The sequence below is a fragment of the Holophagales bacterium genome, assembly GCA_016719485.1.
Taxonomy (GTDB): domain Bacteria; phylum Acidobacteriota; class Thermoanaerobaculia; order UBA5066; family UBA5066; genus UBA5066.
Genome location: JADJZB010000008.1, coordinates 136,470 through 157,305, shown reverse-complemented (window position 1 = coordinate 157,305; position 20,836 = coordinate 136,470). Strand labels below are relative to the sequence as shown.

Annotated in this window: 19 protein-coding genes; 10 read left to right on the top strand and 9 right to left on the bottom strand. The window is 70.2% G+C overall.

All coding sequences use genetic code 11. The features are described from left to right. Positions 1-7: 7 nt before the first annotated feature. The 8 genes from IPN03_07125 to dnaA form a co-directional block, all read right to left on the bottom strand. Entirely contained in the window at positions 8-1,522 is a 1,515-nt protein-coding gene (locus IPN03_07125; GenBank protein MBK9373498.1) for a PLP-dependent aminotransferase family protein, read from the bottom strand. Between the two features lie 85 nt (positions 1,523-1,607). Continuing rightward, positions 1,608-1,892, bottom strand: a complete 285-nt coding sequence (locus IPN03_07120) for a DUF507 family protein (protein MBK9373497.1) — start codon at positions 1,890-1,892, stop codon at positions 1,608-1,610. After that, positions 1,892-2,545: a fructose-6-phosphate aldolase gene (locus tag IPN03_07115; protein ID MBK9373496.1), complete on the bottom strand. Its 654-nt coding sequence runs from the start codon at positions 2,543-2,545 to the stop codon at positions 1,892-1,894. The genes IPN03_07120 and IPN03_07115 overlap by 1 nt, the downstream gene beginning before the upstream one ends. Positions 2,546-2,554: 9 nt before the next feature. Further along, positions 2,555-5,179: a DNA gyrase subunit A gene (gene gyrA, locus IPN03_07110; GenBank protein ID MBK9373495.1), complete on the bottom strand. Its 2,625-nt coding sequence runs from the start codon at positions 5,177-5,179 to the stop codon at positions 2,555-2,557. Position 5,180: 1 nt separating this feature from the next. Beyond that, positions 5,181-7,643, bottom strand: a complete 2,463-nt coding sequence (gyrB, locus tag IPN03_07105; protein MBK9373494.1) for a DNA topoisomerase (ATP-hydrolyzing) subunit B — start codon at positions 7,641-7,643, stop codon at positions 5,181-5,183. After that, positions 7,627-8,802, bottom strand: coding sequence for a DNA replication and repair protein RecF (gene recF, locus IPN03_07100; GenBank protein MBK9373493.1), 1,176 nt, complete (start codon positions 8,800-8,802; stop codon positions 7,627-7,629). The genes gyrB and recF overlap by 17 nt, the downstream gene beginning before the upstream one ends. 18 nt (positions 8,803-8,820) lie before the next feature. Then, complete coding sequence (gene dnaN / locus IPN03_07095; protein MBK9373492.1) at positions 8,821-9,945, bottom strand: DNA polymerase III subunit beta; 1,125 nt, start codon at positions 9,943-9,945, stop codon at positions 8,821-8,823. 223 nt (positions 9,946-10,168) lie between these two features. Beyond that, positions 10,169-11,488 carry a chromosomal replication initiator protein DnaA gene (dnaA, locus tag IPN03_07090; GenBank protein MBK9373491.1) on the bottom strand — a complete coding sequence of 440 codons (1,320 nt, stop codon included), beginning with the start codon at positions 11,486-11,488 and terminating at the stop codon, positions 10,169-10,171. Between the two features lie 198 nt (positions 11,489-11,686). Between dnaA and rpmH the strand changes: the two genes are divergently transcribed. The 10 genes from rpmH to IPN03_07040 all read left to right on the top strand — a co-directional run bounded on the left by rpmH (position 11,687) and on the right by IPN03_07040 (position 20,199). Then, positions 11,687-11,821 (top strand): 50S ribosomal protein L34, encoded by a 135-nt coding sequence (gene rpmH / locus IPN03_07085; protein MBK9373490.1) that lies wholly within the window; start codon positions 11,687-11,689, stop codon positions 11,819-11,821. 121 nt (positions 11,822-11,942) lie between these two features. Beyond that, positions 11,943-12,263, top strand: coding sequence for a ribonuclease P protein component (rnpA, locus tag IPN03_07080; protein ID MBK9373489.1), 321 nt, complete (start codon positions 11,943-11,945; stop codon positions 12,261-12,263). A 14-nt stretch (positions 12,264-12,277) separates the two neighbouring features. Next, positions 12,278-12,517 carry a membrane protein insertion efficiency factor YidD gene (gene yidD, locus IPN03_07075; GenBank protein MBK9373488.1) on the top strand — a complete coding sequence of 80 codons (240 nt, stop codon included), beginning with the start codon at positions 12,278-12,280 and terminating at the stop codon, positions 12,515-12,517. A 21-nt stretch (positions 12,518-12,538) separates the two neighbouring features. Then, positions 12,539-14,218, top strand: coding sequence for a membrane protein insertase YidC (gene yidC, locus IPN03_07070; protein MBK9373487.1), 1,680 nt, complete (start codon positions 12,539-12,541; stop codon positions 14,216-14,218). A 340-nt stretch (positions 14,219-14,558) separates the two neighbouring features. Further along, on the top strand, positions 14,559-15,590 hold the full coding sequence (locus IPN03_07065; GenBank protein ID MBK9373486.1) for a GTP-binding protein: 1,032 nt from the start codon (positions 14,559-14,561) through the stop codon (positions 15,588-15,590). After that, entirely contained in the window at positions 15,587-17,485 is a 1,899-nt protein-coding gene (gene mnmG, locus IPN03_07060) for a tRNA uridine-5-carboxymethylaminomethyl(34) synthesis enzyme MnmG (protein MBK9373485.1), read from the top strand. Before IPN03_07065 ends, mnmG begins: the two co-directional genes overlap by 4 nt. After that, on the top strand, positions 17,482-18,132 hold the full coding sequence (locus tag IPN03_07055) for a class I SAM-dependent methyltransferase (protein MBK9373484.1): 651 nt from the start codon (positions 17,482-17,484) through the stop codon (positions 18,130-18,132). The genes mnmG and IPN03_07055 overlap by 4 nt, the downstream gene beginning before the upstream one ends. After that, positions 18,129-18,914 carry a ParA family protein gene (locus IPN03_07050; GenBank protein MBK9373483.1) on the top strand — a complete coding sequence of 262 codons (786 nt, stop codon included), beginning with the start codon at positions 18,129-18,131 and terminating at the stop codon, positions 18,912-18,914. Before IPN03_07055 ends, IPN03_07050 begins: the two co-directional genes overlap by 4 nt. After that, positions 18,911-19,783 (top strand): ParB/RepB/Spo0J family partition protein, encoded by an 873-nt coding sequence (locus IPN03_07045; protein ID MBK9373482.1) that lies wholly within the window; start codon positions 18,911-18,913, stop codon positions 19,781-19,783. Before IPN03_07050 ends, IPN03_07045 begins: the two co-directional genes overlap by 4 nt. Beyond that, entirely contained in the window at positions 19,780-20,199 is a 420-nt protein-coding gene (locus IPN03_07040; protein MBK9373481.1) for a polymer-forming cytoskeletal protein, read from the top strand. The genes IPN03_07045 and IPN03_07040 overlap by 4 nt, the downstream gene beginning before the upstream one ends. On the opposite strand, the gene IPN03_07035 is transcribed toward IPN03_07040, so the two are convergent. Beyond that, the gene (locus IPN03_07035) at positions 20,200-20,820 is read right to left on the bottom strand and encodes a YkgJ family cysteine cluster protein (protein ID MBK9373480.1); all 621 of its coding nucleotides are present in this window, start codon (positions 20,818-20,820) and stop codon (positions 20,200-20,202) included. It lies immediately after the preceding gene. Between the last annotated feature and the right edge of the window lie 16 nt (positions 20,821-20,836).

The window sequence follows — 20,836 nt, the reverse complement described above, 5'->3', positions numbered from 1 at the left end:
TTCCTTTTCAGATCTGGATGAGGGCTTCCTCGCGCCGCTCCTCGGCGCGGGGGGCTCTTCGCTGAGCCTTTCGGACGGCGGCCCGGGCCAGTACGCCGACGCTCTCGAGGGCTTTCTCGAGGTCGGCGCCCGAGCTGCGGGAGACGGAGATGCGGAGGGCGGACGTGTCGGCACGGTCGGGCGCGTAGTCGCCGCCCGGGGAGACGAGGACCCCCTCGGCGCGCGCCGCCTCGACCAGCTCCCGCCCGGAGACCCCGGCCGGAAGCTCGACCCAGAGGACCCAGCCGCCGAGCGGCCGGTCGCAGCGGGTGCCGACGGGGAAGCTCCTGAGGACGGTCTTGTGCGCGAGGGCGAGCCGCGTGCGGAGGCGCGCCTTCACGCGCAGGAGATGCCGGTCGTAGTCGCCGCGCGAGAGAAAGACGTTCAGCGCCGCCTGGAGCACCGGCGGGGAGGTGAGCTCGCCGATCCGCTTCAGCGCCGCGAGGCGGTGGACGAACTCGCGCGGGCCCGAGATCCACCCGACGCGCACGCCCGGGAAGAGCGCCTTGGAGATCGTCCCGAGGTGGACGACGTGGCCCGGCGCGAGGGCGGCGAGCGGGGGCGGGAGCTCGCCCTCGACCGAGAGGTCGGCGTCGAAAGCGTCCTCGACGACGAGGACGCCCGCCGCCGCGGCCGCGGCGACGAGCCCGCGACGGCGGCCCGCGCTGGCCAGGAGCCCGGTCGGGTTCTGGAAATCGGGGATCGTGTAGAGGAACTTCGGGCGTTCGGCCAGCGCGGCGGCGAGCGCTTCTGGCTCCGGTCCCTCGGCGTCGAGCGGGACGCCCAGAAGCCGGGCTCCGTGGGCCCGCAGCAGGGAGAGCGCTCCCGAGTAGCTCGGGTTCTCGACGGCGACGGCGTCCCCCGCGTCCACGAGGGCGCGCGTGATGAGGTCCAGCCCCTGCTGGGCACCGTTGACGATCAGGAGCGCGTCGGCATCGGCCGGGATGCCGCGCCGCTGGAGGCGGGAGGCGAGCGTTTCGCGCAGGGGCCTGTAGCCGAACGGGGAGCCGTAGGCCAGGAGGGCCCCGTCGCGCGCCACTTCTGCCAGGACCTTCGCGAAGGCCTCGGCCGGGAACTCCCGCTCGTCCGGGGCGAGGCGGGCGAGGTCCTGCGCCAGGGCGGGAGTCCCGTCCTGCGCGCCCGTTTCGGCGAGGATCCGGCCGAGGAGGGCCGAGGAGATCCGGTCCCACGACGGGGCGGGGCCGACCATCGGGCCGGCGAGCGACCTTCGGGCGATGCGCGTCCCGCCTCCCTTGTTCGTCTCGATCCACCCCTCGCGCTTCAGCACCTGCAGCGCCTGGTGGACGGTGGCCCGGTTCACCTCGTGAGTCCTGGCCAGGGCCCGCGACGCGGGGAGCCGGGACCCTTCCTGGAAGCGGCCCCTCCGGATGTCGCGGATGACTCCGTCCGCGATCGTCCGGTAGAGCGGCACGCGGCCGCCCGCCTCTTCCGGGTTCGGGTCGGGGAGAACGGGCGTCGTCACCGACGCAAGGATGATCCTTGGCCTAGACCAACCGCAAGCTTTCCCGGCCACGGGGCCAACCATCCGGGCCCGACGGCCCGTCCGGTCACTCCCCCCGGGTGGACCTCTCGTCCCAGAGCCGGCGCAGCTCCTCGGAGAAGAGCTGGTCGAACTCGCGGGACCCCTCGGCGACCCGCCGCCCCCGCGCGAGGACCCTCTTGCGCGCCTCGGCGGCGAGGGCCTCGTTCTCCTTCTCCCAGCCCTGGAGGGCCGAGGAGATCCCCTTCGTCACGTACTCCGCCTCCGCCGTGAGCTCGACGCCCGGGGCCTTCCGGAGCCCGTCGAGGATCCGGCGGGAGAGGTCGATGGCCCGCTCGTGGGAGAGGGACACTAATGTACTCGCCGGGGGCCTTCGCCCGCGTGCGTCCGGATCGCCGCGACGCCCTGCGCCGTGAGCGGGTGGTCGAAGAGGCGGTCGAGGACGGCGAAGGGAATCGCGGCCGCGTCCGCTCCCATCGCGGCCGCGTCGAGCGCGTGGACGGGGTTCTGGACGGCGTCGACGACGATCTGGGTCTGCAGGCCGTAGTTGTCGTAGACCCGGACGACGGCGTCGACGACGTCCATCCCGACCTGCCCCGCGGCGTCGAGGCTCCCGACCGGCGTCGAGGCGTAGGCCGCCCCGGCCCGGGCCGCCAGGAGCGCCTGGAGCGGCGTGAAGACGAGGTGGACGTCGGCGGCGATCTGCTCGTCGTTGAGGAGGCGCACGACCCGGAGACCCTCGCGCGTCATCGGCAGCCGGACGACGATCGCCTTGCCGAGCTTGGCCAGCTCCCGCGCTTCCTTGTACATCGCCTTCGGCTCGCCCGCGGCGACCGCGGCGAAGACGGGGCCGTCGCTGACCTGGGAGAGCTCCGAGACGACCTTCCGGTAGTCGCGCCCCGCGGCGAGGACGGCCTCGGGGCGGACGACGGCGCCGTCCAGAAGCCCCCACTCCTTCACGCGGCGGGCTTCGTCGGCGTCGAGGGTGTCGAGGAAGAACCTCATTCTTTAACTCTACTCGCTTTCCGTTTCGTCCCCGGCCGGGACGGCCGTGGGCGGGGCGTCGGGGTCCTCGGGCTCGTCGGGCACTTCGTCCCGTTCGCCGAGCGAAGGAAGCTTGGCCACGGCGACGACGGCATCCCCCTCGTCGAGGTCGATCACCTTGACCCCCTGCGCCGCGCGCCCCGTCTCGCGCACGCCGGCGGCCGCGAATCGGATCATCATCCCCATCCTCGTGATGAGGAGGAGCTGGTCGCCCTCGCCGACGGACTTGATCCCGACGACGGGCCCGTTCTTTTCGGTCACGCGGACGTTGATGACCCCCGAGCCGCCGCGTGTCTGGTGGCGGTACTCGGAGACGTCGGTCCGCTTTCCGTAGCCGAGCTCGGTCACGGCGAGGAGGGTCGCGGCCTCGTCGACGAGGTCCATCTCGACGACCTCGTCCCCTTCCCGCAGCTCGATCCCCTTGACGCCCGTCGTGTCGCGGCCGATGGGCCGCACGTCGGTCTCCGTGAACTTGATCCCCATGCCGTTGCGCGTCCCGAGGAAGACCTGGCGGCTGCCGTCCGTGACCTGGACGGAGAGGAGCTCGTCCTCGTCCTCGAGGTTGATCGCGATGATCCCCGCCGCGCGGACGTTGCCGTAGGCCGACAGGACCGTCTTCTTCACGAGCCCCCTCTTCGTCGAGAAGAGGAGGAAGCGGTCCTCCGGGAATCCGCGGGTCGTCGTCATCGCGGCGACCTTGTCTCCCGGCTCGACCTGGATGAGGTTCACGAGGGCCTTGCCGCGCGCCGCCGGCCCGGCCGACGGGACGTCCCAGACGCGGACGCAGTGGACCCGCCCGTGGTCCGTGAAGACGAGGAGGGAGTCGTGCGTCGAGGCGACGAAGAGGTGCTCGACGACGTCCTCCTCGGTCGCGGCGGCGCCCGTGCGCCCCTTGCCCCCCCGCTTCTGCTCGCGGTAGACGGAGAGCGGCGTGCTCTTGGCGTAGCCGCCCCGCGTGACCGTGAGGACGACGACCTCGTCCTTGATGAGGTCCTCGTCGTTGAGGTCCTTCTCGAGGGTCGAGATCTCCGTCCGCCGGTCGCAGCCGAAGCGCGTCCGGATGTCGGCGAGCTCGGCCCGGATGATCGCCGCGACCCTCTCGGGGCGGGCGAGGATGTCCTTCAGGTCCGCGATGAGGGCGAGGACGTCCTTGTACTCGGCGACGATCTTGTCGCGCTCGAGGCCGGTGAGCCGCTGCAGGCGCATCTCCAGGATCGCCTGCGCCTGGACCTCGTCGAGGCGGACGAGATTCCCCTCGCGCCGCGCGCGGGGCGAAAGGTCGAGCACGGGCAGGTCGAGGAACGCGGTCAGGGCGGCGAGGTCGACCTCGATCTCCGTCGTGAGACGGGCCTTCGCCTCCTCGGGGTCCTTCGAGGCGCGGATGATCGCGATGACGCGGTCGAGGCCCGAGAGCGCGATCGCGAGCCCGAGGAGGATGTGGGCCCTGCCTTCGGCCTTCGCGAGGTCGAAGCGCGTCCGCCGCACCACGACCTGACGGCGGTGGTCGAGGAAGTGCCGGAGCATCTCCTTCAGCGGGAGGACGCGGGGCTGCCCCTCGACGATCGCGAGGAAGATGATGCCGAACGAGCTCTGGAGCGGCGTGAGCTGGTAGAGGCGGTTCAGGAGGACGTTCGCGTTCTCGCCCTTCTTCAGGTCGATGGCGATGCGCATCCCGTCCCGGTCGCTCTCGTCCCGGATCGCCGAGATCCCTTCGAGCCGCTTCTCGTTCACGAGGTCGGCGATCAGCTCGATGAGCCGCGCCTTGTTGACCTGGAAGGGGAGCTCGGTGACGACGATCGACTCGCGGTCCGCCCGTGTCGAGGCTTCGATCTCCGCGCGGCCGCGGACCTGGATGATCCCGCGGCCGTTGCGGTAGGCCTCGACGACGCCGCGGCGCCCGAGGAGGATGCCGCCCGTCGGGAAGTCCGGGCCCGGCAGGACGCGGAGGAGCTCGTCGAGCCCCGCCTCGGGGTTGTCGAGGAGGAGGATCGCCGCGTCGCACGCCTCGCGGAGGTTGTGCGGGGGGATCTTCGTCGCCATCCCGACGGCGATGCCCTCGGCGCCGTTCACGAGGAGGTTCGGGAACTTCGCCGGCAGGACGGTCGGCTCCTGGAGCGAGCCGTCGTAGTTCAGCGTCCAGTCGACCGTCTCCTTGTCGATGTCGTCCCCGACGAGCTCCTCGGCGAGCGCCGTGAGGCGGATCTCCGTGTAGCGCATCGCGGCGGCGCTGTCGCCGTCGACGGAGCCGAAGTTGCCCTGCCCGTCGACGAGCGGCTCGCTCATCGAGAAGTCCTGCGCCATCCGGACGGCGGTGTCGTAGATCGACGCGTCGCCGTGCGGGTGGTACTTGCCCATGACGTCGCCGACGATGCGGGCCGATTTCTTGTAGGCGCGGTTGTGCCGGTTGCCCTGCTCCCACATGCCGTAGAGGACGCGGCGGTGGACCGGCTTCAGGCCGTCGCGGACGTCGGGGAGAGCCCGGCCCACGATGACCGACATCGCGTAGTCGAGGTAGCTGCGGCGGATCTCCTCCTCGATGGAGACGGGGAACCGCTGCTCGGCGGGGACGGGGGGCTTTTCGGGATCGTCGGTCATGTCAGATGTCCAGGTTCGTCGCCGCGAGCGCGTTGGCTTCGATGAAGGCGCGGCGGGGCTCGACGGCGTCCCCCATCAGGATGGTGAAGAGCTCGTCGGCCTCGACGGCGTCCTCGACCCGGACCTGCAGGAAGCGCCGCGAGGCGGGGTTCATCGTCGTCTCCCAGAGGGTCTCGGGGTTCATCTCGCCGAGGCCCTTGTAGCGGCTCGCCGTGAGCCCCTTCTTGGCGCTGTCGAGGATCGCTTCGGCCGCCTCGGCAAGGGTCCCGACGCGTTTCTCGTCGTCCTTGCGGCGGAGCACGTACGGTCCGTCGAGGAAGCCGTCGAGGAGCGCGGCGAGCTCTCCGGCCCGGCGGACGTCGAAGCCCCCGAGGAAGGTGGCGTCGACGACGGCCTTGCGCGTGACGCCGTTCGTCTCGCGCGAGACGTGGAGGGCGAAGCCCCCGTGCTCCTCCTCGGGGACGACCTCGGTCTTCAGGTCGGCCGGAAGGCCTGCCGCGATCGCCTCGAGGGCCGCGCGGTCGCGCGCCGCCTCGGGGCCGGCACCCGCCTTCACGAGCGCACGCAGAAGCTCCTCGGGGATCCCCCGCAGGGAGAGTCGCTTCACGAGGGAGAGCCACTCCTGGGCGTCGGAGAAGAGGCGCACGAGACCGGCGCCGGACACCGCGGTCCCGGTCGGCTCGGTGACGAGCGAGCGGTCGTCGCCGATCCGCGCGAGGAGGAAGCGGGCGTACTCCTTGTCGTCCTTGAGGAACGACTCGCGCTTGCCGTCGACGATCTTGTAGAGCGGCGGCTGCGCGATGTAGAGGTATCCGCGCTCGATCGCGGCGCGCATCTGCCGGAAGAAGAACGTCAGGAGGAGCGTCCGGATGTGCGAGCCGTCGACGTCGGCGTCCGTCATCAGGACGATCTTGTGGTAGCGGATCTTCTCGACGTCGAACTCCTCGCCGATGCCCGCCCCGAGGGCGAGGATGAGCGTGCGGATCTCGGCGAAGGCGAGCATCTTGTCGAAGCGCGCCTTCTCGACGTTCAGGATCTTCCCCTTGAGGGGCAGGATCGCCTGCGTCTTCCGGTCGCGCCCCTGCTTGGCCGAGCCGCCGGCCGAGTCGCCCTCGACGATGAAGATCTCGGAGAGGGCCGGGTCCGCTTCCTGGCAGTCGGCGAGCTTGCCCGGGAGCCCGGCGCCGTCGAGGGCCCCCTTGCGCCGCACGAGCTCGCGGGCGCGGCGGGCGGCCTCGCGGGCGCGGGCGGCCTCGATGATCTTGTCGACGATCCGGCGGGCGACCTTCGGGTTCTCCTCGAAGAAGGTCGAGAGGCGCTCGTAGGTGACGGTCTGCACCCACGTCTTGGCTTCCTGCGAGACGAGCTTCTCCTTCGTCTGGGAGGAGAACTTCGGGTCGCGGATCTTCAGGGAGACGACCGCCGTGAGCCCCTCGCGGCAGTCGTCGCCGGAGAGCGTCGTCTCCTTGAGGTTCTTCGTGAGGTTGTTGGCTTCCGCGTACTTCTGGATCGCGCGGGTCAGGGCCGTCTTCAGCCCCTCGAGATGCGTGCCGCCGTCCTTGTTCGAGATCGTGTTCGTGAAGCAGAAGATCTGCTCCTGGTAGCCGTCGTTCCACTGGAGGGCCACGTCGAGACGCTCGCCCTTGGCGTCGACCTTCGGGTCCCCCGTGGCGTCCTTCACGTCCGTGAAGAAGATGACGCTCTCGTGGAGCTTCTCGCGGTTCTTGTTCAGGTGGTCGACGAAGGAGGAGATGCCTCCCTCGTAGCGGAAGAGGTGCTTGCGCTCTCCCTTCTCGTCCCGCTCGTCGACGACCTCGATCGTGACGCCGGGGTTGAGGAAGGCGAGCTCGCGCAGGCGCTGGGACAGGGCGTCGAAGCTGTAGGAGCGGACCGAGAAGATCTCCGGGTCCGCCTGGAACGTGAGCTTCGTTCCCGTCTTGTTCGTGCGGCCCACTTCCCGGATCGGCTGCAGCGGCTTTCCCTTCGCGTAGGGCTGCTGCCAGACGCGCCCCTCCCGGCGGACCTCGACCAGGAGGGAGGAGGAGAGGGCGTTCACGACGGAGAGGCCGACGCCGTGGAGACCGCCGGAGACCTTGTAGGCGTTGTCGTCGAACTTCCCGCCGGAGTGGAGGTCCGTGAGGATGATCTCGAGCGTCTCGCGGTTGTGGACCGGGTGGAGCCCGACCGGGATGCCGCGGCCGTTGTCCTCGACGGTCACGGTCTCGTCGGGGTGGACGGTCACCGTCACCCGGTCGCAGTAGCCCGCCTGCGCCTCGTCGATGGCGTTGTCGACGAGCTCGGTGACCATGTGGTGGAGGCCCGTGATGTCGTCGGTGTTGCCGATGTACATCCCGGGCCGCTTGCGCACCGCCTCGAGCCCCTTGAGGAGCTTGATCGACTCGGTGCCGTAGCTCGTGTCGCGCTCCTCGGCGGGAGGAGCGTCCGGATCAGGAATCGAGGACATCTTCGGACCTTTCCTGTGGCCCCGCGGCGGCGGGGGAGACGAGGCGGGAACGGCCGGCCAGCGGGCCTGACGGGGAAAGGTCTCCCGCGTCCACGGCCCAGACGGCGCCCGCCGGGAGGGGCAGGGCGCGGGCGACGGAGGCGCGCGCCGAGGTGAGGAAGACCTGGCCGTCGTCCGGAAGCGCTTCGGCGAAGCGCGTCAGGACAGCCGGGTCCCACTCGGAATCGAAATCGTCGAAGGCGAAGACCGGAAGCGCTCCGGAGGCCTCGGCGAGGAGCGCCCGCTCCGCCAGCGCCCAGGCCAGGACGAGCGTCCGGGTCTCCCCGGAGGACGCCCTCGTCGAGAGGGGCGTCGGCCCGGACTCGACGCGTACGTCGTCCCGGTGAGGTCCGAAGAGAGCCCGTCCCGCGCGCCGGTCCGTTTCCTCGCGCTGTCTCAGGCCGCGGCGGAGCGCGTCGGCGAGCTCCTCGAGGCTCCCCTCGGCGGGAAGATCGGAGACGAGGCGGAGGGAGACGTCGCTCCACGGCGAGCCGAGGAGTCGCGCGGTTTCGGCGAGGCGCCTGCCGAGAGGTCCGATGCGCCGGCGGCGGGCCGCCGCGATGGCGGCGCCCGTGTCGGAGAGGATCTCCTCGAACGAGGAAAGGGCGTCGCGGTCGGGTCTCCCCGGGGCGGCGAGGAGCGCGACCCTTTCGGCGCGCGCCTTCTCGTACCGGCGAAACGCGGCGGCGAGTCCTGGCTCCAGCGCGACGGCGACCCGGTCGAGCGCGCGCCGCCGCTCGGAGGGCGGTCCCCCGAGGCGACCGAGATCCGCGGCGGTGAGGAAGACGATCGGCAGCTTCCGGCTGGCTTCGAGGCGCGAGACCTTCTTCCCGTTCCAGGCGTGCTCGCGGCGGCCCCGCGAGAGAAGCGCGCCGAGCGCGCCGTCCGCCTCGCCCGAAAGGCGCACGGAGACGGCAGCCGTCTCTTCGCCGGCGCGCACGACGTCGGCCAGATCCGCCGTACGGAAGGACGGGCGTCCGGAAACGAGAGCCAGACTCTCGAGCACGTTGGTCTTTCCCTGTCCGTTGGCGCCCACGAGGAGATTCATGCGCGGGTGAAAGCCGTGACGGGACGGGGTGAGGTTACGAAAGGCCTCGACCGTGAGGGCTTCGATCTCCACGTGTCGCCGCGCACCCCCTCAGACGCGCATCGGCATCACGACGTAGAGGTAGCTCTTCAGACCCGGGACCGGCTCCGCCGGACGTCCCTGGCACTGGGAGCCCTCGTCCTTCACGAAGAGGTGGACCTTCTCCGTCTCGCAGGCCTCGAGGAACTGCTCGAGGTACCGCGAGTTCAGACGGAGCGTGATCGTGTCGGCCTCGTATTCGGCGGCGATCTCCTGGTCCCCGTCGCCGACGTCCTGGCTCTCGGAGGAGACGACGAGCGCCCCTTCCTTGAACGTGAGGCTGACCGCCTTCAGGCGATCTCCGGAGAGGAGCGAGATCCTCCGCACCGCGCCGAGAAGCTCCTCGCGGACGACGGTCGCTCTTTTCGTGTTGTCCTTGCTGATGACCTTTTCGTAGTCGGGGAACCTGCGGTCGTCGAGCTTGGAGTAGATGCGCCGGCGCCCGACGGTGAAGCCGATGTGGTTCGTTCCGCGGACGATCGTGACGGGGGTCTCGTCGTCGGCGTCGAGCCGGGAGAGCTCGTCGAGGACCTTCTTGGAGACGAGGATCGCCTCGAAGCCGGTCTCGGCCGTGGCGTCCTCGACCTCGATGAGCGCGAGGCGGTGGCCGTCGGTGGCGGCCATCTCGAGACCGCCGTCCTTGGGCTTGAGGAGGGCTCCCTGCAGCTGCAGGCGGATCTCCTCGGTGGAGACGGCGAAACGGACCTTCTCGACCATGCGACGGAGGGCGCCGAACTTGAGGGAGAGCGTCGGCCCGCCGGCCGCTTCGGGCCGCGTCGGAAAATCGGTCGCCGGGAGCCCGTTGAGGCGAATCCTCAGCTTCGGTTCCTTGCAGTCGATCTGGACGTGGTGGTTCTCGAGAACGCGCAGACGCACTTCAGCGGTCGCCGGAAGGTCTCGGACGACGTCGAAGAGCCGTCGCGCAGGCACCGTGACGGCACCACCGGTCTTGAGCGAGAGCGACTCTATCTCCGACACGAACGTGGTGTCGAGGTCCGTCGCGGTCAGGGTCAGCGTCTGGTCACGTGCCTCGAGGAGAACATTCGAGAGAATCTGATGGGGCGTTCGCCGCTCCACCACACCCTGCATGAGGCTCATCTCTCGGGACAGCGTGGCCGCCGGAAGTGTCAGCTCCACATCCCCTCCAACATTCTCTTAAATTCTAGCACTGTAAGAGTTACAGAAGTAGTAGAAGGGGGACTCCTGACCTGTGGGAAGGTCCCGGAAAGGCTCGTTCGAACAGGGTTTGGCCGCTGGTCGAAGGTGTGGAGATCCGAGCCCCGGGCTGTGCAGATCGCGGCAGGGTCCGGAAGAGCGGGAAGGCCGGGATACGGATCGCACAGGAGTTACACCTCCCGGATCACCGGAATTGCGCGACGAGGGCCGCGACTTCGCGATCGAAGTCGGGGTCCTCTTCCCTCCGGGCGGTGATCTTCCGGATCGAGTGCAGGGCCGTCGTGTGGTGCTTGTCGCCGAAGAGCCGGCCGATCTCGGGCAGGGAGAGGCCGATCGACTCCTTCAGGACGTACATGGCGACCTGCCGGGGGAAGACGATCGCCTCACGCTTCGTCCGGGCCCTCAGTTCGGCGGGCTTCAGGCCGTAGTGGCCGGCGACGGCCTTGAGGATCTCGGCGGGACCGGTCTTCTGGGACTCGTCGGGGAGGATGCCGCGAAGCGCCTCATGGGCGAGATCCCGGGTGATCGGCTCTCCCCGCATCGAGGAGACGAGGACGACACGGTTGAAGTAGCTCTCCAGCTCCCGGACGTGGGTCTTGATCTTGGCGGCGAGGAAGTAGGCGGTGTCGTCGTCGAGCTCGACCTGGGCGACCTCGGCCTTGTGGCGGAGGATGGCGACTTTCGTCTCGAAGTCCGGGGGCTGGATGTCGACGACCAGGCCGCCCTCGAACCGGCTCTTCATCCGGTCGGTGAGGCCGGGGATGTCCCGGGGAAGGACGTCCGATGTGAAGGCGATCTGGCTACCGACGGAATAGAGCGCGTTGAAGGTCTGGAAGAGTTCGTCTTCCGTGGTGGCCTTCCCGGCGAGGAACTGGACGTCGTCGAAGAGGAGGACGTCCGCGTTCAGGAGGCGCTGCCGGACCTGATCCATCCTGTTGAACCGGATGCCGGTGACGACCTCCTTCACGAAGGTCTCCGAGTAGACGTAGAGAACCCGCTCTCCGGGCCGCCGGGAAAGGCGACGGTGGCCGATGGCCTGCATCAGGTGGGTCTTGCCCAGGCCCGTCGGGCCGCAGATGAAGAGGGGGTTGTACCGGTGGGAGGTCTGATCTGCGACGTGAAGGGCGGCGGCGTGGGCGAGCTGGTTGGAGGCGCCGATGACGAAGTGCTCGAAGGTGTAGAGGGGATTCAGGTCCCCGACCTTGGACCTCGGCGCCGCCTGGGGACGGACGGGAGAGACCGCGGCCCGATAGTCGTCCTGGCCCTCGAGAACGAAGCGGATCTCGCGGTTCCCGATCCCCGCGAGGCGGGCCGCGTCACCGATCTGGTCCCCGTACTCACGCGGGATGTAGTCGATGAAGAGGGGGCTGCCGATGAGGACGTAGACGGCGTCTGTCGTCTCGAGCTTCTGCCGGGTTCCGCGGAACCAGGTGTCGAAGTCGCGCTCGTCCACCCGGGACTTCAGGTGCTCGAGAATTTTCTCCCAGGAGGTCGATTTGTCCACGGCATCTCCACCGATGTGAGAAAGGAGAACCGCTCGGCGGAGCGGGGGGGGATGCTAGCACGCGCCCCTGGTCGGCCGGCCGTACTGCGGTGAGGAACCGGGGGCCGGGGGGCGCCGGCCGGGCTCTGCGGTTGACAGCGGCCGGCGAGTCCCGGAGAATCCGCCGCCTGCGCTCCCCGCAGCGGGAGAGGTGGTGTCATGAAGAGAACCTTTCAGCCCAACAACCGCCGCCGTCACAAGACGCACGGCTTCCTCGTCCGGATGAGGACGAAGAACGGCCGGGCCGTGCTCGCCCGGCGCCGGGCCAAGGGTCGGAAGCGCCTCGCCGTCTGAGGCGCCCGAGGACTCCGCCGCTTCCGGCGGGCCTTCCCGTCCCATGCTTTCCGAACCCAGCGGGCCCGGTCGCGACGCCCTTGCGACACGGGGCTCCGAGTCGTTCGGGAGGGGCCGCCGCGTGCTTCGCAGGGCGGACTATCTGGAAACTTACGCCACCGGCCGACGTTTCGTCGGCCGGTGGCTGGTCTTTTTCGTCCGTCCCGCCGCCGGACCCTGCGCGCGGCTCGGCGTGACGATCACGAAGAAGACCGGGTCCGCCGTCGTGAGGAACCGCCTTCGGCGGAGGCTCCGCGAGCTGTTTCGGAGGCACTCCGGCCTGAGCGGCGCGGCCGACGTGGTCGTGAACGTCCGGGCCGGAGCGGAGAAGATCTCCTTCCCGGACCTCTCGCGGGACTTCGACAAGCTTGTCGCCCGCGCGGGGGCGGGAGGAGCGCCGTGACCGGCGACGCGGACGTGCACCCCGGTGTCGCACAGGCCGGCGTCGCCGCGCGTTGCGCTGTTGCGCTCCTGTCTCTCTACAAGAGATTCATCTCGCCCCTTCTCCCTCCGGCCTGCCGGTTCCAGCCGACCTGTTCGGAGTACGCTCGGGAGTCGATCCTCCGCCACGGCCTCCTGAAGGGGGCGTGGCTCTCGGTCCTGCGCCTTGCCCGTTGCCACCCGTTCCACCCGGGCGGGTTCGACCCGGTTCCCTGACCCGCCTTCGAGGAGCTTCCATTGGATTCGAAACGTCTCGCCGTGGCTTTCGGCCTCTCCGCCGCAATCCTGATTCTCTGGACCCTGGTCTTCCCTGCGCCGAAGCCGGCGCCCCGGGCGGCGGTGCCGCCGCGGCCCACCGTGGCGACGACGAGCGTGCCGGCGGCGGCGCCCGTGGCCGCGGGAGTCGCCGCGGCCACGGAGCCCGCGCCGCTGGTCGCCGTCGCGCCGGTCGTGGCGGCGGAGCCGCGGGAAGTGACGCTGAAGAACGAGGTCCTCGCGCTGCGGCTCTCGAACCGCGGCGGGGAGGTCGTGTCGGCCCAGCTGTCGCGGTTCCGCGGAGCGGACGAGAAGGGAACGCTGGAGCTGGTCCGCAAGGACGCGCCGTTCGCGGGCCGGACCGTCGTGTACGACCCGAGCGATCCGTTCCTCGCGCGCGCGGCGGCCGCTCTCCACGAGACGACCGTCGAGGAAGGGGCGAAGGGAACCGTCGTCCGCTTCCGGTACCGCGAGGCGGACGGACAGGGCGTGACCCGGACCTACACCTTCGGCACCGGATACCTCCTCGGGCTCAAGGTCGAGAGGGAAGGCGGTTCCGGGCGGCCCGTGGGCGTCGTCCTCGGTCCTGGCATCGGAAACCCGTCGCAGGCCGAGCTCGAGAACCGGTACACGAAGCCGGGCTCGAGCGTCACCCTCTCCGCGAGCCGCTCCGTCACGAGGAAGGCGAAGGACGGGCTGAAAGAGCCCGTCCCGGTCGGTTCCGGTCTCATCGCGGCGGGGCTCGAGGACAACTACTTCGTCGCCGCGTTCCTGCCCGGCGCCTCGGAGAGCGTGACGCTGCGCCCGGTCGGGCTCGTCGTGGCGGCCGCCGCTGCGGCCGGGGGCGTGCCGGGCGCCGCGGTGGAGCCGCTGGCCGAGACCGAGGTCGTGCTTTCCGGAGCCGGAACGGTCGAAGCCGGCCTCTATTTCGGACCCAAGGACATCGACATCCTGCGCGACGTGCGGCCCGGGATGGAAAAGCTGATCGACTACGGGTGGTTCGCGGTCGTCGTCGCGCCGCTGCTCTGGCTCCTGAAGCAGTTCCACGCCGCGATTCCGAACTGGGGCGTCGCGATCATCCTGGCGACGATCGTCATCAAGATCCTGCTCTTCCCGCTGACGTGGAAGCAGCTCGTCTCGATGAAGAAGATGAGCTCTCTGCAGCCGAAGATCGAGGCGATCCGCCTGAAGTGGACGCCGAAGCTCAAGTCGGACCCGCAGGCGCGCGTGAAGATGAACGAGGAGACGATGGCCCTCTACAAGACGGAGAAGGTGAACCCGGCGGGCGGGTGTCTCCCTCTCCTCCTGCAGATGCCGATCCTCATCGCGTTCTACAACCTCCTCAGCCACGCGATCGACCTGCGTCACGCGCCGTTCGCGCTCTGGATCCAGGACCTTTCCGCGAAGGACCCCTACTACGTCACGCCGATCCTGATGACGCTGACCATGTGGCTGCAGCAGCAGATGATGCCGGCCACGGGCGACGCGATGACGAAGCGGGTCATGGGCTTCCTCCCGCTCGTCATGGGCTTCATGTTCAAGGACATGCCGTCGGGGCTCGTTCTCTACTGGCTCGTCCAGAACGTCCTCTCCATCGCCCAGCAGCTCCTCCTCGAGCGCTACACGGACCTCGGGATGAGGCCGAAGGCGACGAAGGCGTGACGAAGCGGCGGGGCGCGCGGGCGGAGGGTCCAAGACGGTGCCTCCGCTCGTCGCAGATGCCGCAGGCGAGAGCGACGTCCTCGTCGCCCGGGCGACGCCCCCGGGGGTGGGCGCGCTCGCGATCGTCCGGCTGAGCGGCCCGCCCGGCCCCACCCTGGCGATCGCGAGGCGGGTGGCGCCGCGGCTTGCCCTGCAGCCGGTATCTCGGCGGGCCTGTCTCTCCCCGTTCGTGGACGAGGAGGGGAGCGTCGTCGACGAGGGGCTCGTGATCTGGTTCGAGGCGCCCGCTTCGGCGACCGGCGAAGAGGTCGTCGAGCTCCAGGCGCACGGCTCCCCTGCAATCGTCGAGGCGCTCGTGTGCGCCGCCGTGCGGCAGGGCGCGCGCCGGGCGCGGCCGGGCGAGTTCACGCGGCGCGCCGTCGTCAACGGCAAGCTCGATCTGGCGAGAGCCGAAGGGGTCGGGCAGCTCGCGGCCGCGTCGAGCCGGGGAGAAGCGCGCCGCGCGCTCGGGCTGGTTCGAGGCGACCTTTCGAGGCGGGTGGATTCCCTTCGGGAGGAGCTGCTGGCCGCCCTGGTGGAGATCGAGGCCCGGCTGGATTTTGCCGAGGACGTCGAGCCCGACGGCGAGGCGGCCGCGCTCTCGCGGGTCGATGCGGTGCGGGCGGCGCTGCTCGTGCTGGCGTCGGAGGTCGGCGTGGGCAGGCCCGGGGAGGCTCTTCCGACGGTCGTGATCGTGGGCGCCCCGAACGCGGGGAAGTCGACGCTCTTCAACGCGCTGCTCGGCGAGGACCGGGTCCTCGTGACGGAGGTGGCGGGAACGACGCGGGACGCGGTTGCCGAGGTCGTCGAGATCGCCGGCGAGCGCGTGCGGCTGGTCGACACGGCGGGCCTCCGAGAGACGGTGGAGCGGCTCGAGCGGCTCGGGGTCGAGGCGACCGTGAGGGCCGCCGCGGGCGCGGATCTTCTTCTCCTGGCCCGGGAGGCGGGAGACGCGGGACCCGGCCCGGACGGGCTCCCGGACGGAGTGCCGGTCCTCGTCCTGGGGACGAAGGCGGACCTGTCGGGGTCCGTTCGGGACGGTGAGCTGCGCGTCAGCGCGAGGACGGGCGAGGGATTGCCCGCGCTCCGGCGCGAGATCGGGCTCCGGCTCGGCCGCGGAGACGAAACGGGCGTTCACGGCGCGCTGCCGCGCCAGCGCGAAGCGCTGCTCCGGGCGGCCGGAGCGCTGGCGGGGGTGTCGCCTTCCGATCCGGCCGAGATGGTGGCGGCGGCGGTGCGGGCGGGGCTTCACGCGCTGGGGGAGATCACGGGCGAAACGGCGACCGAAGAGCTGCTCGACCGGATCTTCTCCACGTTCTGCGTCGGCAAATGAGAGCGCGCTACGAGGTCGTCGTGGTCGGAGGGGGGCACGCCGGGACCGAAGCGGCGTGGGCCGCTGCGCGGCTGGGCTGCCGGACGCTCCTCCTGACGCGGGACCTGTCGGCGATCGCGCGGATGAGCTGTAACCCGGCCGTTGGCGGCCTCGCGAAGGGCCAGACGGTGCGGGAGGTCGACGCCCTCGGGGGGCTCATGGGCTGGGCCGCGGACAGGACGGGAATCCAGTTCAAGGTGCTGAACGCCTCGCGCGGCCCGGCCGTGCAGGGCCTGCGCTGCCAGTCGGACAAGGCCGCCTATTCGCGGGAGGTGGCGGGCCGGCTCGCGACGCAGCCGAACCTGGAGCTGAGGGAAGGTGCGGCCGCGGGATTTCTCGTCGCGGGCGGGCGTCTCGCGGGCCTGCGGCTCGAGGACGGAGAGGAGATCTCCTGCCGCGCCGCGGTCGTGACGAGCGGGACGTTTCTTCGAGGGCTGATTCACGTCGGGGCCGAGCGGCAGGACGCGGGGCGGTGGGGGGAGGCGCCGTGCGCCGGGCTCTCGGACGCTCTTCGGGACCTCGGTCTACGGCTCGGCAGGATGAAGACCGGGACGCCGCCCCGCGTTGCCGCGGAATCAATCGATCGCACAAAAACGGTTCGGTCGCGTGGTGACGCCGTTCCCCGGGCATTCTCGTTCCGCAGCCGGGCGGAGCACTTTCCGCGACTTCGCCAGGTCGACTGTTTCCTGACACACACGACGGAGCGGACCCACGACCTGATCCGGACGAATCTGGGCCGGTCCCCTCTCTACTCCGGGGTCATCCGCGGGAGGGGCCCCCGATACTGTCCGTCAATCGAGGACAAGGTCATCCGATTTGCGGAACGCGACCGGCACCAGATCTTCATCGAGCCCGAGGGGCTCGATACGGAATGGACCTACCTGAGCGGACTCTCCATGTCGCTCCCCGCGGACGTACAGGAGGCCGTGGTCCGGAGCATCCCGGGGCTGGAGCGCGCGGAGATCCTCCGGCCGGCCTACGCCGTCGAGTACGACGTCGTCTTTCCGGAGCAGCTCGAGGACACACTGGCGGTGCGGGCCCTGCCGGGGCTCTTCCTGGCCGGACAGGTGAACGGCACGTCCGGCTACGAGGAGGCCGCCGGGCAGGGACTCGTGGCGGGCGTGAACGCGGGGCTCGAGGCCGGCCGGCGGGAGCGGGGTCCGTTCACGCTCGGCCGGCACGAGGCCTACATCGGGGTGATGATCGACGACCTCGTGACGCTCGGAGCCGAAGAGCCCTACCGACTGATGACCTCGCGAGCCGAGCACCGGCTCCTCCTGGGTGGAGACACCGCGTATGCCCGGCTCACGGCGAAGGGTGTCGCCTGCGGACTCCTCTCCGAGGAGGAGGCTGCGCCGGTGCTGGAGCGGGAAGCGCGGCAGGGACGGGCGCGGGCGGCGCTGGCCCAGTCGAGAGTTCTCCCGGACCGCGGGACGCAAGCCGAGCTCGAGGTACACGGGATCGGAATCTCGGAAGAGACGACCGCCGCCGGTCTCCTCCGGCGGCCGGACGCGCCGGCGACGATCCGGGCGTGGCTCGAGGAACGGCTCCCGGAGCCGCTCGGCGGTCTGGACGGCGAGGAATGGGAACGGCTCGTGAACGAAGTGCGCTACGAGGGGTTCCTGAAGCGGGAGGTCGAAGTGATCGAGAGGGTGCGGCGTTCCGGAGAACGAACCGTTCCGCCCGGGTTCCGGTACGCGGGGGTCCCCGGGTTGTCGGCCGAGGCGGCCGAGAAGCTCGAGCGACACCGGCCCCGGACGCTGGGCCAGGCCGGCCGGATTCCGGGCGTGACACCGGCGGCGGTGACGCTCCTCTTGGCGCGGCTCGCAGCCGCCCAGCGAAGGGCGGGGCCGTGAAGGAGCTGGACGGGATGGTCCGGGATGGGCTGATCCGGCGGGGGCTGGAGATCGCGCTCCCCGCGACGGACGTGTTCGCGGCGTATCTTGCCCTCCTCCTCCGGGTGAATGCAGAGATGAATCTCGTCTCCAGAAAGGAGGCGTGCCCCGAGACGCTCGTCGAGCGCCACCTGCTCGACGCACTCGAGGCTCTCCCGCTTCTCCCCTCTGCTGCCAGCGCAGGGCTGGTGCTCCTGGACATCGGTTCGGGTGGGGGGTTCCCGGCGATTCCGCTTCTCCTGGCCCGGCGGGACCTGAAGGGGGTTCTCGTCGAGTCGGTCGGCAAGAAGGCGCGATTCCTGGAAGAGGCCGTCGGGGCCCTTGGATTGACGGCCCGGGTGGTGAACGCTAGATTCCCCGGTCCCGCGCTTGCGTTGATGAGACACGTCCCGCCCTGCCATCTCCTGACGAGTCGCGCCGTCGCCAGCGCCGGGGAGATCGTCCGCGCGGCCCGACCGGCCCTCGCGCGAGGGGCCGTTGCCCTTCTCTGGACGAGCGAACCCCTCCTCGAGGATGTCCGGCGGGCGCTGCCCGGGGCGATCGTCCGCTTTATGAAGAGTCCGGGGGCGGACCGACGCGGCATCGCGCGGGTGGAGTGTTTCACGTGAAACGTCTTGCGGTGGCGAACCAGAAGGGGGGGGTGGGCAAGACGACGACGGCGATCAGTCTCGCCGCCGCCCTCGCGATCCTCGAGAAACGGGTCCTCCTGGTCGACTTCGACCCGCAAGGGAACACGACGGGCGGCCTCGGGATCGACAAAGGGGAGCTCGAGAGGACCGTCTACGACTGGATTCTCGGCAACGCGTCCTGGAGCGAGGTCGCGCGGACGACGGCGCTCCCGCTTCTGACCCTCGTTCCCGCCTCCCGCGAGCTCGTCGGGGCCGAGATCGAGCTCGTGAACGTCGAGAACCGGGAGTACCTCCTCGCCGGGAGGCTCGACGCCCTCGAGGACGACTTCGACTACGTCATAGTCGACTGTCCCCCGTCCCTCGGGCTCCTGACCCTGAACGCCCTCACGGCCGTCGACGGGGTCATCGTTCCGATCCAGTGCGAGTACTACGCGCTCGAGGGGGTCTCAGAGCTCGTCGCGACGATCGAGAGGGTTCGCGAGAACCTGAATCCCCGCCTCGGAATCGCCGGGGTCGTCGCGACCATGTGGGACGAGCGGTTGAACCTGTCCCGCCAGGTCCTGGACGAGATCCGCCGGTACTTCGGCGCCGCCTTCCTCGAACCCGCGGTGCCCCGGAACGTGCGCCTCGGGGAGGCCCCGTCGTTCGGAAAGCCGATCTTTCTCTACGACATCCGATCCCGCGGGGCGGAGGCGTATCTCGCCATCGCGCGAGAGCTCCTGCGGCGCGACCTCGCCGGGGGGAACGGAGGGAAGCCGTGACGAAGAGACCCGCCCTCGGAAAAGGACTCTCCGCCCTCATCCCGGCGGCGAGACCCGGCACCCCCGAATCCCGGCCAGGTGTCTCGGTCCAGATGGTCGACCTCGATCACCTCGAGGCGAATCGCCAGCAGCCGCGCCGGAGGTTCGACGACGACGGTCTCGAGGAGCTGGCCCGCTCGATCAAGGAGACCGGGATCCTCCAGCCGATCCTCGTCACCCGCGATGCCGACCGCTTCCGGATCCTGGCAGGAGAGCGCCGGGTCCGGGCCGCCCGCCTCGCGGGCCTCACCCGCGTCCCGGTCCTCGTCAAGGAGGGGCTCGAGGATCGAGACCATCTCCTCGTCGCGCTCATCGAGAACATCCAGCGCCGCGACCTGACCGCGATGGAAGAGGCGGAGTCGTACTGGCACCTGAAGGACAAGTTCGGGATGACCCAGGACGAGATCGCCGAGCGGGTGGGGAAGGACCGGACCACGGTCTCGAACGCCATGCGGCTTCTCAAGCTCCCGGCGGAGGTCCGCGCCCAGGTCGAGGACGGGCTCCTGTCGGCCGGTCATGCCCGCACTCTCCTCTCGCTCCCGTCGGCCGCCGACCAGGAAACCCTCGCGAGGGAGTTCATTCGCAGGGGTCTTTCGGTCCGGGCGGCCGAAGCGCGGGTCCAGGAGGTCCTCGAGGGTGCGCCGAAGAAGAAGGCGAGCGGTCCCGACAACGACCCCGACACCCGGGATGCCGAGCAGAGGCTCCAGCGGTCCCTCGGGACCAAGGTCGAAATCCGGCGCCGGAAGAAGGGGGGCGAGGTCCGCCTCTCCTTCTACTCCGAGGAGCAGCTCATCGGCCTCTTCGAGCGACTCGTCGGAGGGGGCGGGTGATCGGCGGGCGGAAGGGGGGCGGCACCCTCAACGGCTTTCTCGACAGGGGAGCCCGCTTCGAGGGGACCCTCACGTTCGAAGACACGTTCCGGATCGACGGCGTCCTGAAAGGGAAGGTCGTCACGAAGAACGAACTGATCATCGGGGACGGCGCCGCGATCGACGCCGAGATCCACGTCGGTCGCCTCTCGGTCTCCGGAAACGTCCGCGGCGTGATCTACGCCCGCGAGCGGGTCGAGGTCCACGCGGGGGCGCGCCTCCAGGCCGAGATTCACACGCCCTCGCTCCTCGTCGAGGACGGTGCCGTGATCCAGGGGCCGGTCGAGACCGGACCGCAGGTCGGCCGGGCGCCCGGTACCGCTTCGGACCCGGCCATCCCCGCGATCTCGGTCTCCCCCGCGCCGAAGAAAAGCTGATCAGCCGGGCGCCGGCCCGAACGCGGTCCCGAGGACGGCGTGCGGAATCGTCGTCTCGCAACCCGGCTCGATCCCAAGCCCGGTGGCGAGCTCAGCGGCGACGTCCTCGGCCTGGTCGAGGACGTCGATGTCGACAGACGTCTCCAGCTGGCGCTCCCCGGAGGCTCCGGGGAGGTTCAGGCCGCACGGCGGGTGAAAGACGGCGCCGTCCCGCGACCAGGCGAACCCGTAGGTGCGGCAGGTGATCGGCCGCTCTTCGTAGATGCGGCAGCGTCCCGAAGGAAGCTCCAGCATCGGGCAGGCGCGATCGGCCACGACGGCGAAGTAGTCGTCGTCGGCGTCCTCGCTGCGATCGGGGTCGAGCAAACCGGTGCGCGGGTCCCCGGGAAAGGCCGTCGCGGACTCCTCGACGATGCGCCGAGCCCGGCCGATGACGTCCTCCCGGTCTCCGACGGTGAGCCGGGCGACGCCCTCTCGCACGAGCACCGCTTCAGAAAGGGAGATGTCGAAGAGACCGACGCAACACCCGAAGCAGCCCGCGCGACAGGCGATCTCGCCTGGGACCGTCCGTTCCGCCGCCCGGTCCCAGGCCGCGCTGGCGACCCGAAACGCCTTTTTCAATCGATCGATCTGTTCT